Annotated in this window: 12 protein-coding genes; 9 read left to right on the plus strand and 3 right to left on the minus strand. The window is 43.8% G+C overall.

Translation table 11 applies throughout. The features are described 5' to 3' along the window. The first annotated feature begins 106 nt into the window (after window positions 1-106). Together Vgang_RS03640 and truC are read left to right on the plus strand one after the other, a co-directional pair. Window positions 107-421: a YqcC family protein gene (locus Vgang_RS03640; protein WP_105903029.1), complete on the plus strand. Its 315-nt coding sequence runs from the start codon at window positions 107-109 to the stop codon at window positions 419-421. Further along, window positions 418-1,224 carry a tRNA pseudouridine(65) synthase TruC gene (gene truC / locus Vgang_RS03645; RefSeq protein WP_105903028.1) on the plus strand — a complete coding sequence of 269 codons (807 nt, stop codon included), beginning with the start codon at window positions 418-420 and terminating at the stop codon, window positions 1,222-1,224. The genes Vgang_RS03640 and truC overlap by 4 nt, the downstream gene beginning before the upstream one ends. A 510-nt stretch (window positions 1,225-1,734) precedes the next feature. Here truC and Vgang_RS03650 read toward each other — a convergent pair. The 3 genes from Vgang_RS03650 to map form a co-directional block, all read right to left on the minus strand. Next, on the minus strand, window positions 1,735-2,118 hold the full coding sequence (locus tag Vgang_RS03650) for a DUF3461 family protein (RefSeq protein ID WP_105903475.1): 384 nt from the start codon (window positions 2,116-2,118) through the stop codon (window positions 1,735-1,737). A gap of 120 nt (window positions 2,119-2,238) precedes the next feature. Further along, a complete protein-coding gene (gene glnD, locus Vgang_RS03655) occupies window positions 2,239-4,863 on the minus strand; it encodes a bifunctional uridylyltransferase/uridylyl-removing protein GlnD (RefSeq protein WP_105903476.1) in 2,625 nt (874 codons plus the stop codon). Window positions 4,864-5,035: 172 nt separating this feature from the next. After that, window positions 5,036-5,914: a type I methionyl aminopeptidase gene (gene map, locus Vgang_RS03660; protein WP_105903477.1), complete on the minus strand. Its 879-nt coding sequence runs from the start codon at window positions 5,912-5,914 to the stop codon at window positions 5,036-5,038. 386 nt (window positions 5,915-6,300) lie between these two features. Here map and rpsB point away from each other — a divergent pair, with 386 nt between their 5' ends. The 7 genes from rpsB (at window position 6,301) to ispC (ending at window position 12,665) form a co-directional block, all read left to right on the plus strand. Continuing rightward, entirely contained in the window at window positions 6,301-7,029 is a 729-nt protein-coding gene (rpsB, locus tag Vgang_RS03665; RefSeq protein WP_105903478.1) for a 30S ribosomal protein S2, read from the plus strand. Window positions 7,030-7,175: 146 nt separating this feature from the next. Next, on the plus strand, window positions 7,176-8,018 hold the full coding sequence (tsf, locus tag Vgang_RS03670; RefSeq protein ID WP_105903479.1) for a translation elongation factor Ts: 843 nt from the start codon (window positions 7,176-7,178) through the stop codon (window positions 8,016-8,018). A 275-nt stretch (window positions 8,019-8,293) separates the two neighbouring features. Then, entirely contained in the window at window positions 8,294-9,028 is a 735-nt protein-coding gene (gene pyrH, locus Vgang_RS03675; RefSeq protein WP_105903480.1) for a UMP kinase, read from the plus strand. Window positions 9,029-9,095: 67 nt separating this feature from the next. Beyond that, window positions 9,096-9,653: a ribosome recycling factor gene (frr, locus tag Vgang_RS03680; protein ID WP_105903481.1), complete on the plus strand. Its 558-nt coding sequence runs from the start codon at window positions 9,096-9,098 to the stop codon at window positions 9,651-9,653. Between the two features lie 84 nt (window positions 9,654-9,737). Beyond that, window positions 9,738-10,490: an isoprenyl transferase gene (locus Vgang_RS03685; protein ID WP_105903482.1), complete on the plus strand. Its 753-nt coding sequence runs from the start codon at window positions 9,738-9,740 to the stop codon at window positions 10,488-10,490. A gap of 14 nt (window positions 10,491-10,504) precedes the next feature. Then, on the plus strand, window positions 10,505-11,350 hold the full coding sequence (locus Vgang_RS03690; protein ID WP_105903483.1) for a phosphatidate cytidylyltransferase: 846 nt from the start codon (window positions 10,505-10,507) through the stop codon (window positions 11,348-11,350). A 118-nt stretch (window positions 11,351-11,468) separates the two neighbouring features. Then, window positions 11,469-12,665 carry a 1-deoxy-D-xylulose-5-phosphate reductoisomerase gene (ispC, locus tag Vgang_RS03695; protein WP_105903484.1) on the plus strand — a complete coding sequence of 399 codons (1,197 nt, stop codon included), beginning with the start codon at window positions 11,469-11,471 and terminating at the stop codon, window positions 12,663-12,665. Window positions 12,666-12,701 lie beyond the last annotated feature (36 nt).

A 12,701-nucleotide genomic window follows, 5' to 3' on the forward strand; every position in this document is an offset into this window, starting at 1 on the left:
CCGCACGATGTTAAGCAAGTAAATAAAAGACAATCATAAATTAGATCGTCGAGATTAGGTATGAAATGGTATCTTATGCCGAAAATATCAAGGGAGACATCATAAAATGAGCGAATACACTGAGTTATTGGATGTGATTGAACAACTTGAAGATCAATTAATTCAACTCGATTTATGGGAATCCCAAGCGCCATCTGAGCAAGCTTTAAATAGCGCTCAACCGTTTGCATTGGATGAACTCAAACCGACTCAATGGTTGCAGTGGATTTTTATTCCTAAAATGCGTGAATTGATTGATTCTGAGTCAGAAGTCCCTATTGGTTTTGAAATTAGTCCGTATTTTGAGCAATCGATGGGCGGCGATCCACACCTTGATAATTTTCTTCCTATTTTGCAGCAGTTAGACGAAACCGTACGATGAATCCAGAACAATCTATTATTCCTGAACAACTTAGCCTTGAAGAGTCAGGCGAGCGAATCGATGAAAGTCCCGCTATTGAATTAGAAATTATTTATCGTGATGACTATTTTGTCGCGGTCAATAAGCCCGCAGGCATGCTTGTCCATCGCTCTTGGCTTGACCGTCATGAGACGCAATTTGTGATGCAAACTTTGCGTGATCAGATTGGTCAGCATGTGTTTCCTTTGCATCGATTAGATAGACCAACATCGGGTGTCTTGTTGTTTGCTTTATCCAGTGAGATTGCCGCGAAAGCCGCCCCCATGTTTGCTGAGCACAGATTCGTCAAAACCTATCATGCGATAGTGCGTGGATGGATTGAAGAGGGCGCGCGATTAGATTATTCCTTGAAAAAAGAACACGATAAAATTGCTGATAAATTTGCTTCAAAGCCAGCGGAAGAGCAATCGGCAATAACGGACTACAAGCCACTTGCTAAAGTCGAAGTGCCACATTCCACAGGCCGTTTTCCGACTAGTCGTTTTTGTTTTGTTGAAATGCAGCCTTTGACTGGGCGAAAGCATCAATTACGCCGTCACATGGCGCACCTACGCCACCCGATTTTAGGCGATACCTCTCATGGTGATGGCAAGCAAAACCGCTTATTTCGCGACGTGTATAAGGCACATCGTTTAATGCTGCATGCCAGTAAACTGGAGTTTGAGCATCCCTATACTCAAGAGCCAGTAGTGATTGAAGCTGGGGTTGATGAGGTGTGGTTAGCACTGGTTGAAGAGTTTGGTTGGAGTGGTTGTTTCGGGTAGCGTGTTGTGAATAGAAAAGAAGTGTCGGAACTCGGAATCTCGGGCGTTTCACTTCTCGTTGCTCGGAAGATACGGAGACGAGTTACGGGGACGCGGTGTTCGGGAGCCGAACAGCAGTTTCGTGATTTGAATCTAGCCATTTCACTTTTTGTTTCTTAGTAAGAACGACCTGAGCTTTTATGTGCTGTAATTTAAAGTCGTCATCCTGAAAAGCGACGTAGGAGCGCAGTTCAGGATCTCCGACAGTAATTGAAATATCAAAAGGTTGTAGGAGATTCCGTATCTTCTTCGCTTAGGCTCATGTACGGAATGACTCATTCAAGTTAAGGGATGCGGCGCTTGTGAGCCGAAAAGAATACTTGACACCTATATAGTCAACTGGACAATCTTCTCGGCTCTCGGCTCTCGGCTCTCGGCTCTCGGCTCTCGGCTCTCGGCTCTCGGCTCTCGGCTCTCGGCTCTCGGCTCTCGGCTCTCGGCTCTCGGCTCTCGGCTCTCGGCTCTCGGCTGTTATTTCAGCTTCTCTAAATCTGCTTCAATTTCCGCAATTTTCCCCACGACCACTTTTTCTAAGTGACGCAAATCAGTCAAAATCTTATGTTTGACATCGTCGCTAGACAATTCTTGTGGTTTGGTGATTTGGTTCAATTCAGTCATGATTTGAGTCAGGCTTGGACTGATCTCGGTCGTTTCTTTGTATTGACCTGATTGATTGTGTACGCGAACATTTTTGCGCTGGCGTGGGAATTTGAATTTCAAGCTTTTGGCAAATAACTCGCCTTTTTGCTTGTGGAAATAAATCTTAAGTACATCGACTTGAGCTTCTTGGCGCAAGCTGTAACGAGAAATAAGGGATGTATCTGGAATACCGAGTTGCTTTAAGTTTGGATGCATAGATGATTGACCTCTAATTAAAACAAAATTGAAACCGTTATCGCTTTCGTACTTTGAAGATGCCCCTTCAAGGTTGGGGCATCATCAGTATAACGGCTGTGTTCCCTTAAATTTGAAAGATTAATGTGGGGACAGGGTTTTAATCGCTTCCACCAGTTCCACTTTTAAACTTTCTTCTACTTCCGGCTCTAAGCGTCCACCGGCTGGCGAAGTGAGAATGAATAAATCTTCTGCACGCTCACCGATAGTGGTGATCTTGGCTCCATGTAGATTCACACCGAGTTTAGCAAAAACTTGACCAATAGTCGCCAGCAGTCCTGGAGTATCCAGCGCCACTAGCTCCATTAGGCTGCGTTTTCCTGTTCGGGTTGGAATGAAATCAACACGCGTTTTAACATGGAAATGCTTGAGTTTATTGGGGACGCGGCGAGAGCGAGTGTTGGCGCTGATCTTGCCATTTAATACGTCGGTTAAATATTGCTTAATTTGGTCATGTCGCATGTCATCAATCGGGTCGCCGTTTTGATCGAGTACCATAAAGGTATCCAGTGCGTAGCCGTCCTTACTGGTCATGATTTGTGCGTCGTGAATACTTAGATTGCGGCGGTCCAATTCAGCGGCCATGGTCGCAAATAGGCTGGCCTTATCTTTGGCGTAGATAAACACTTCCGTTCCACCGCGAGTGGCGTTTTTACTGATGAGCACTAAAGGTTCATCGATAGAATGTTTGAGTAAGTGTTCGCTGTGCCAAGCAATTTGTTTTGGTGTATGACGCAAAAAATAATCGGCTTTAAAGCGTTGCCAAAGCACTTCGATTTCACGTGGGGTGAAGTTTTCTTTGCGCAGCATCGCCGAGGCCATGTGCTGGTTATGACGAATTTTATCTCGTAAATCGACCGGGTTTTCTAACCCTCTACGTAGCGCTCGTTGGGTTGAATAGAATAACTCGGCTAAGAGTGTGCGTTTCCAACTGTTCCAAAGTTCTGGGTTAGTGGCGCAAATGTCAGCAACGGTAAGGCAGACTAAGTTTTCTAAATATTCTTCATCACGAACTTTTTTGGCAAATTCAGTGATCACATCCGGATCATAAATATCACGACGTTGCGCAGTCACAGACATCAGTAGGTGGTTTTGCACTAGCCAAGAAACGAGCTTGGCTTCAGGCTTAGAAAGGCCGTGTTCAATGCAGAACTCATAGGCTTCAACGGCACCGATTTCAGAGTGATCGCCACCACGACCTTTACCGATATCGTGGAAAATTGCCGCTAGAATGAGTAGGTTTTTCTTTTGTAATTTAGGATAAATATCACAGCAAATTGGGTGTCTTTCGTGATTTTCCATATCGCTGAAAGAGTGGATGTGCTTCAACACACGCATGCTATGTTCATCAACCGTATACACGTGGAATAAGTCGAATTGCATTTGTCCGACGATTTGGCTCCATTGCGGCAGATAAGCGGCAAGGACACCCAACTTATGCATCAAGCTGAAGGCCTTATGTAATGAGTTAGGGTGGCTCACCAGTGCCATGAACTTTTCACGAGCCGCAGGGATGGTATGCAAAAAGCGATTTAAACGGCGGCGGGCGGTTCTCAATTGGCGTAATGTCGGAGGACTCACACCCTCAATGGTTGAATCATTCGCGATGTGTAAAAACATATCTAAAATAGTTTCTGGACGAGCTTGGAAAAGGGCGGGCTTTCTAGCTTCAATTAACGGCCCGCGACGTTGAAAGTCGTCAGATAAAATGACCGCATCTGGCAGTTTGCCCTTATTGATGATGGCTTGGTCAAACAGTTTTAGCAGCATTTTGTTGAGTTCGGCGACACGGCGTAGGGTTCGATAGAACTCTTTCATCATCATTTCGATAGCGCGATTGCCTTCACCGACAAAGCCTAAGTTTTCAGCCACTTTCGCTTGATGGTTAAAGGTGAGGCGATTGTCGTATCGCTTGAGTTCAATATGAAGAGCAAAACGCACTCGCCATAAGAAGTTCTGGCACTCTAATAACTCTCGATATTCTGCATCGGTTAAAAAGCCAGCGTAACTCATTTCACGTAAAGAGGTGGCTCCGAAGTGGCGACGGGCCACCCAGCTTAAAGTATGAATGTCACGTAGGCCACCAGGGCTAGATTTGATATCAGGTTCTAAGTTGTAAGTGGTGTCATGGTAACGTGCGTGACGCTCGCGCTGTTCTTCCAATTTCGCTTTATAGAACACTTCACTTGGCCAGAATTTCTTATTCGAAACCTGTTCGACCAGATCTTTATACGTGGATTCACAGCCGCATAAATAACGTGCTTCTTGTAAATTAGTGGCGACGGTTAAATCCTCTTTCCCAACCTTAATACATTCTTTTAAGGTTCGAACACTGTGGCCGACCTCTAAACGCAAATCCCACAGCAAAGTAATAAATTCACTGATTTTCTTTTTAATGTCGTCGGAGATACTTTTTTGGGAAAGTATGAGAATATCAATATCAGAAAGAGGGTGAAGTTCAGAGCGACCATATCCGCCAACCGCAATTAAACTGAGTGAAGCGACTTGGTTAAATCCAAAGAAATCCCACAAGCGTTGCAACATCGCATCCATGTAATCAGCACGCTCATAAACCAGTTCTTGCACGGGCTGCCGTTGCCGAAGAAATGTCTCTTTTTGATATTCTGAAAATTGTTCGAGTTCTTGCTTGAGTACCGTAGAAGAGATCTGTTGATCTTCAAGAGCGGTTGGAGATTGGTAAACCATGAGAGCGTTCCTTGCCACAAATTTAACTCTCTTGATAGTACCTTTTCATGTTAATAAAACCAATAAAAAGCCTTTATCTGTGTGGAGGTAAAGGCTTAATTTTTCGAGTTTCGAGTTTCGAGTTTCGAGTTTCGAGTTTCGAGTTTCGAGTTTCGAGTTTCGAGTTTCGAGTTTAGCTATTGTTCATTAAACGAGGGATGGTTTCTTCTGAACGAAGGGTTAATACTTCACAGCCATTCTTGGTGACCAACACAGTGTGTTCGTATTGCGCTGAATTTTTACCATCACCAGTGTACACCGTCCAATCGTCTTCAGCATCGACCGTGACGCCAAATTTACCCACATTAATCATCGGCTCAATCGTGAAAATCATGCCTTCTTTCATCACTCGACGATCGGTGTTTTTGTAGTGAACCACTTGTGGCTCTGAATGGAATTCATCACTGATACCATGACCACAAAAATCACGCACAATAGAAAACTTATTGCGTGGGTTCTTTTTGTTGTTGTCTTTGATGTATTTCTCAATCGCCGTACCGATATCACCAATGGTGTTTCCTGGTTTGACTTTACGCATGCCCACATAAAGCGCTTCTTGTGTCACCATGCATAAACGCTTATCAGCAGGGGCGACATCACCCACAAGGAACATCTTAGAGGTGTCACCGTAGTAACCTTCTGGGCGCTCGCTTAAATCGGCATTCGGATCATTAGGAATGATCACAGTAATGTCTAGGTTGACGATGTCGCCATTTTTAAGCACGGCAGGCTTCACTTGGCCATTGCTGCCAATTTCATCTTGGCTTGCAGGGATACCGTGGCACACGATGTGGTTGATCGAGGTACAGATTGATTTTGGGTAACCGTGGTAATTCAAAGGTGCGGAATATGCGCCTTTTTCTAACGCATAATCATGGCAAATTTGATTCAGCTCTTCGGTGGTGACACCCTCTTTGATATAGGGTTCAATCATTTCCAATACTTCGGATGCCAGTTTGCAGGCAACACGCATTTTTTCAATTTCTTCAGAGGTGTTAATTTTGATCGACATAATTTGTATCCGTTTTTTTATTACGTCTAGTGTATTAACAGTGAGTCTTAATCGCAATTGAAATCCGGTTTTCATCATCATTAATCGGCTTTTCAGTAGGATTAATTGTGTTTTTTCAATAATAGGCAGGAAAAATAGTCGAAAATCTCGTGGTAAAAAACGTGGTTTTTCTGGTGTTTTGACTGGCTTTTGTGGTATAAAGCGCACCGAAATTCGCAACTACTCTCTTCTTATTTCGACGAAGTAGTGTGGCTTTCATATACTTATTTCTTAAATCACACACATTCCGACACGTGATCCGGGGTGCTCAAACGTAAGGTTTTCTTAGGTGTTGAGTCGGCATCATGGGGGATGTGGAGGCCTAACCCCATATAGAGGATTATATAATGGCAACTGTATCAATGCGCGATATGCTTAAAGCTGGTGTTCACTTTGGTCACCAAACTCGTTACTGGAACCCAAAAATGAAGCCATTCATCTTTGGCGCTCGTAACAAAGTTCATATCATCAACTTAGAAAAAACAGTTCCTATGTTCAACGAAGCACTAGCTGAGCTAGGCAAAATCGGTGAGCGTAAAGGTAAAGTACTATTCGTAGGTACTAAGCGTGCAGCTTCTGAATCAGTTAAAGAAGCTGCAATCAACAGCAACCAGTACTACGTAAACAACCGCTGGTTAGGCGGTATGTTGACTAACTACAAAACAGTTCGTCAATCTATCAAGCGTCTAAAAGATTTCGAAGTTCAAGCTCAAGATGGCACTTTTGAAAAACTAACTAAGAAAGAAGCTCTAATGCGTACTCGTGAAATGGAGAAGCTAGAGAAATCTCTTGGTGGTATCAAAAACATGGGTGGCCTACCTGACGCACTATTCGTAATCGACGCTGATCACGAGCACATTGCTGTTAAAGAAGCGAACAACCTAGGTATCCCAGTATTTGCTGTTGTTGATACAAACTCTGACCCAGATGGCGTAGATTTCGTTATCCCTGGTAACGACGATGCAATCCGTGCGGTACAATTATACCTAAACGCTGCAGCACAAGCTGTAACTGAAGGTCGTAACAAAGACGTAGCTGAAGTTGCTGATAAAGACGGTTTCGTAGAAGAAGCTTAATATCGACACTCCTTGTCACTTAGTCTTGCTGTCATCATAGAGTAGTGAGGCTGAGTTATCGTTACTATAATAGGGGTCAAGCTTTTATTTTAAATTGAAGCCGACCCCTGTTTTTTACCCTATTGGAATCAACCGAGGACTAAACAATGGCTGTAACTGCTGCCCTAGTTAAAGAACTGCGCGAGCGTACTGGCGCGGGTATGATGGAATGTAAAAAAGCGCTTGTTGAAGCAAACGCTGACATCGAACTAGCAATTGAAAACATGCGTAAATCTGGTGCTGCTAAAGCTGCTAAAAAAGCAGGTAACGTAGCGGCTGAAGGCGCAATCATCATCAAAGAAGAAAACGGTGTTGCTGTTCTTCTTGAAGTTAACTGCCAAACTGACTTCGTTGCTAAAGACTCTAACTTCACTGCATTTGCTAACGAAGTTGCGGCTGCAGCTCTAGCATCTAAAGTATCTGTTGAAGAACTACAAGCTCAGTTTGAAGAAACTCGTGTAGCTCTAGTTGCTAAAATTGGTGAAAACATCAACATCCGTCGCGTTCAATACGTTGAAGGTGCTGCAATCGCTTCTTACCGTCACGGTGAGAAAATCGGTGTAGTTGTAGCGGGTGAAGGCGATGCTGAAACTCTAAAACACGTTGCAATGCACGTTGCAGCTTCTCGTCCAGAATACGTAACTCCAGCTGACGTACCAGCTGACGTTGTTGCTAAAGAGCGTGAAGTTCAAGTTGAAATCGCAATGAACGAAGGCAAGCCTAAAGAAATCGCTGAAAAAATGGTTGAAGGTCGCATGAAGAAATTCACTGGCGAAGTATCTTTAACTGGTCAAGCGTTCATCATGGAACCTAAGAAATCTGTAGGTGAAATGCTGAAAGAAAAAGGCGCTTCTGTTTCTTCATTCGTTCGCCTAGAAGTAGGTGAAGGTATCGAGAAGAAAGAAGAAATGAGCTTCGCTGAAGAAGTTGCAGCAGCGCAAAAAGGTTAATCCTGATTGAGCTGTTAATCCTAAAAGACCGTGGCACTGCTGCGGTCTTTTTGTGAATAAGGTAGCGAGTCTCGGTACTAGAGCGCTACGCTTCTCGTTTTACGAGATCAATACTGTTTGTTTTTGTAATCGTGTTAATTGTTATTAATAGGTATTAGGTTCAACTAAGCTAAAAAACGCTTTTGTTTATCGAGCAGCGAAGCGTCACGAGCGACGAGAATCGAATAACGTCTATTCATAACCGTTAATCAACCATACATTGAAAGGTAAACTCCATGACTACGAATCCTAAGCCAGCGTATCAACGTATTTTGCTAAAACTGAGTGGTGAAGCTCTACAAGGTGAAGAAGGTTTTGGTATTGATCCAGCCATTTTGGATCGCATGGCACAAGAAATTAAAGAGCTTGTTGAACTTGGTGTTCAAGTAGGCGTTGTAATTGGTGGTGGTAACCTATTCCGTGGTGCGGGCCTTGCTGAAGCAGGTATGAACCGTGTGGTTGGTGATCACATGGGCATGCTAGCGACAGTGATGAATGGTTTGGCGATGCGTGATGCACTTCATCGTGCTTATGTTAATGCGCGTGTAATGTCAGCGATTCAGCTAAAAGGCGTGTGTGATGACTATAACTGGGCCGATGCAATCAGCCAGTTACGTCAAGGCCGTGTGGTGATTTTCTCTGCAGGTACTGGTAACCCATTCTTCACAACTGATTCAGCAGCATGTTTGCGTGGGATTGAAATTGAAGCAGATGTTGTATTAAAAGCGACCAAAGTGGACGGCGTTTATACAGCTGATCCAGTTGCTAACCCAGACGCGGTTTTGTGTGATAAACTGAGCTACAACAGTGTACTTGAAAAAGAATTGAAAGTGATGGACTTAGCGGCCTTCACTTTGGCTCGTGACCACAAAATGCCGATTCGTGTATTTAACATGAACAAACCTGGCGCATTACGTCGCGTGGTTATGGGTGAGCAAGAAGGCACACTTATTAGCGAGCTATCTGAATAAGCAATATCGCGGGAGTGAAATGTCTCTGTTTCACTCCATCGCAAATAACCAATAACAAGGTGATATCGTGATTAACGAAATTAAACAAGACGCTCAAGAGCGCATGGCAAAGAGTGTTGAAGCTCTTAAAAACAACCTTTCAAAAATTCGTACTGGTCGTGCTCATCCAAGCATTCTACAAAACATTACTGTGGAATATTACGGTGCTCCAACTCCGCTAAACCAATTAGCAAACATCATTGCAGAAGATGCTCGTACATTGGCCATCACTGTATTTGATAAAGAGCTAACGGCAGCCGTTGAAAAAGCGATCATGAAGTCTGATCTTGGTTTAAACCCAATGTCTGCAGGTACGGTAATTCGTGTTCCACTTCCACCACTAACAGAAGAGCGTCGTAAAGACCTTGTTAAGATTGTGCGTGGTGAAGCTGAAGGTGGTCGTGTTGCCGTTCGTAACATCCGTCGTGACGCGAATGCAGACCTAAAAGGTTTGTTAAAAGACAAAGAAATCTCTGAAGATGAAGATCGTAAAGCGCAAGATGAGATCCAAAAAATCACAGATGCAGCAGTGAAAAACATTGATGAATTGCTGGCTGTAAAAGAAAAAGAATTAATGGAAGTATAATCTCTCCCATTTCTGCTTGAGGGCGCTGTGCTGACAGCATAGCGCCTTTTTTATGCAAACCTGCCTACAAGTATGAATAAAATAATGTCTGACTTTCAATTCTCTCCGGATTTATTACCTAAGCATATTGCTGTCATCATGGACGGTAATGGTCGCTGGGCAAAACGCCAAGGTAAACCTCGTATTTATGGACACCGTAAAGCCGTAAAAGCGGTACGTGAAACCATTTCTACCGCTAGCCGTTTAGGAATTAAAGCCATTACTTTATTCGCATTTAGTAGTGAAAACTGGAAACGCCCAGAGGAAGAAGTCAGTGTATTGATGGACCTTTTTATGACGGTATTGACGAGAGAAGTCAAAAAACTGCATAAGAACAATTTACGCCTACAGATCATTGGTGATAAAACCCGTTTCAGTGATGCCTTGCAAAAGAAAATTGCCGCGGCGGAAGATCTAACCCGTGACAATACAGGTACGGTAATTAACGTGGCAGCCAACTACGGTGGTAAGTGGGACATTACTGAAGCCGTGAAAAAGATTGCCGCTCAAGTCGCCGAAGGACAGCTGCAACCCAATGATGTGACAGAAGAGTGCATCAGCCAACAACTCTCCATGTCGGGTCTGCCGGATGTGGATTTGATGATCCGCACCAGTGGCGAGTGTCGCATCAGTAATTTTATGTTATGGCAGATGGCTTATGCGGAACTCTATTTTACGGATTTATGTTGGCCAGAGTTTAATGAGCAAGCGCTGCTCGATTCGATCATTTGGTATCTCAATCGTGAACGCCGTTTTGGTTGTACCAGTGAACAATTACAAGCGCTGATGAAGAAATAACAAAGGACGAAAGTTTGAAACAAAGAATAATAACAGCATTGATTTTAGCACCTTTAGTTGTATGGGGAGTATTTGAGCTTTCTATCCCACTTTTTATTGCTGCTATTACTGCGGTCTCCCTGATCGGATTTTGGGAGTGGACTCAATTTGTTGAACCTAAAAACCGTATCGTAAGTTTGATTCCATCGGTTATTGTCTTGGGGGTGAGCTTTGTTATTTTGCCTTTTGATAGTGCCAGTTTATCAGCGGCAGGCAGCGAATATATCTGGATTCTGCTGGTGGGAAGCATTTGGTGGCTAGCGGCGAGCGCATTGGCGTTAACTTACCCGAAAAGTATGGTGCTATGGCAAAACCAACGCTGGATGCGTCACGCATTTGGCATGTTGTCTTTAATCCCATTCATCTGGAGTGTGTTTTTACTTCGCGCGGAAGATTCTGCAACTGAGCCTTACCATGGCGCGAAATTGGTGATGTTTGTTTGTTTGTTGGTGTGGGCTGCGGATACTGGTGCGTACTTCTCTGGCAAAACATTTGGTAAACATAAAATGGCGCCGAAAGTTAGCCCAAATAAAACGTTGGAAGGCTTGTTTGGCGGTGTAGTGCTGGCGATGGTTGTCGGCTGGTTTGCCTCCTCATTACTTTCTATTCACTTTGTCAGCTTGACAGTGATGCTGTTTATTACTTTTGTTACTGTAGTGATTTCAGTGCTGGGTGATCTTGTTGAAAGCATGCTGAAACGTGTTTCAAATATTAAAGACAGCAGCAATATCATCCCAGGTCACGGTGGCGTTCTAGATCGTATTGACAGTTTAATGGCCGCATTCCCTGTTTTTGCTTTGTTGTACCTGATTAGTCAGTAATAAAAATATCAGTCAGTAACAGAAACATCCGTCAATAAGAAATGAATTTGCCAACAAGCAGCGGTTTTTAATTGAACAAGCTGCTTTCATTGCCTTTATCTCGAGTGGTTTTATTTTCATGCAAAAGATAACGATTTTAGGTGCAACCGGCTCTATTGGTGCCAGCACGCTTTCAGTCATTGAGCATAATCCGGAAGATTTTTCAGTTTATGCACTGGCTGCTGGGTCTAATGTTGAGAAAATGCTTGAGTTATGCCGTATGTGGCGGCCTCAATATGCCGCGATGGCGGATGAGAATGCAGCCTTAGAGCTTGAGAAACAACTGCAAAGAAACCATTGCAAAACGAAAGTTGTGGCAGGTATTGATGGGTTGTGTGAAATATCGTCTGCGCCAGAAGTTGATATGGTGATGGCGGCAATCGTGGGCTCTCCTGGTTTGCTACCGACTATGGCGGCAGTGCAAGCGGGCAAACGTATCTTGCTGGCGAACAAAGAATCATTAGTGATGTCTGGGCAGTTTTTCATTGATGCTGCGAAACAATATGGTGCTCAGATTCTGCCTGTAGATAGTGAGCACAATGCCATTTTCCAATGTTTATCCCAAACCGTTCAAACCGAGCTCGGCCATTGTGATCTTGAAGCCGAAGGTATTCACTCTATTTTACTCACAGGCTCCGGTGGCCCTTTCCGTTACAGTGACATTGGCAGTCTAGACGCGGTCACTCCTGAAATGGCGATTGCCCATCCTAATTGGTCTATGGGGCCGAAGATTTCAGTGGATTCAGCGACCATGATGAATAAAGGTCTTGAGTTTATTGAAGCTAAGTGGCTTTTTAATGCCAAACAAGAACAACTTAAAGTGCTGATTCATCCTCAGTCGGTTATTCATTCCATGGTGCAATACAATGATGGTTCAGTACTTGCGCAAATGGGTGAGCCTGACATGCGCACACCTATTGCCTTGTCTATGTCATACCCTAAGCGTATTCCGTCTGGTGTAAAGCCGCTTGATTTTACTCAAATGAGTGAGTTGACCTTTCTGGCGCCTGACATGGCAAGATATCCGTGTTTACAGTTGGCGATTGATGCTTGTTATACCGGCCAACATGCCACTACGGCTATTAATGCAGCCAATGAGGTTTCTGTCGCAGCCTTTCTAAATTGTGAACTAAAATTTACTGACATTGCCCGTATTAATGAGAAAGTGATGAATAAAGTGTGTGCTTTATCGACACTTAATACGGATAGTTTGGAAAGCTTACTTGAGCTCGATAGAATATCGCGAGTTTATGCGGCAGAATGTCTACGTCGCTGAGCCTTTGTGTTCAACCTGATACTTAAACTTTAGCAG

Origin of the sequence: Vibrio gangliei, assembly GCF_026001925.1 — a bacterium.
Taxonomy (GTDB): domain Bacteria; phylum Pseudomonadota; class Gammaproteobacteria; order Enterobacterales; family Vibrionaceae; genus Vibrio; species Vibrio gangliei.

What these genes read in the sequence shown, in the direction of transcription:
- Vgang_RS03640 (WP_105903029.1), top strand. Translation starts at nt 107, where the DNA reads ATGAGCGAATACACTGAGTTATTGGATGTGATTGAACAACTTGAAGAT.
- truC (WP_105903028.1), top strand. Translation starts at nt 418, where the DNA reads ATGAATCCAGAACAATCTATTATTCCTGAACAACTTAGCCTTGAAGAG.
- Vgang_RS03650 (WP_105903475.1), bottom strand. Translation starts at nt 2,118, where the DNA reads ATGCATCCAAACTTAAAGCAACTCGGTATTCCAGATACATCCCTTATT.
- glnD (WP_105903476.1), bottom strand. Translation starts at nt 4,863, where the DNA reads ATGGTTTACCAATCTCCAACCGCTCTTGAAGATCAACAGATCTCTTCT.
- map (WP_105903477.1), bottom strand. Translation starts at nt 5,914, where the DNA reads ATGTCGATCAAAATTAACACCTCTGAAGAAATTGAAAAAATGCGTGTT.
- rpsB (WP_105903478.1), top strand. Translation starts at nt 6,301, where the DNA reads ATGGCAACTGTATCAATGCGCGATATGCTTAAAGCTGGTGTTCACTTT.
- tsf (WP_105903479.1), top strand. Translation starts at nt 7,176, where the DNA reads ATGGCTGTAACTGCTGCCCTAGTTAAAGAACTGCGCGAGCGTACTGGC.
- pyrH (WP_105903480.1), top strand. Translation starts at nt 8,294, where the DNA reads ATGACTACGAATCCTAAGCCAGCGTATCAACGTATTTTGCTAAAACTG.
- Vgang_RS03685 (WP_105903482.1), top strand. Translation starts at nt 9,738, where the DNA reads ATGTCTGACTTTCAATTCTCTCCGGATTTATTACCTAAGCATATTGCT.
- ispC (WP_105903484.1), top strand. Translation starts at nt 11,469, where the DNA reads ATGCAAAAGATAACGATTTTAGGTGCAACCGGCTCTATTGGTGCCAGC.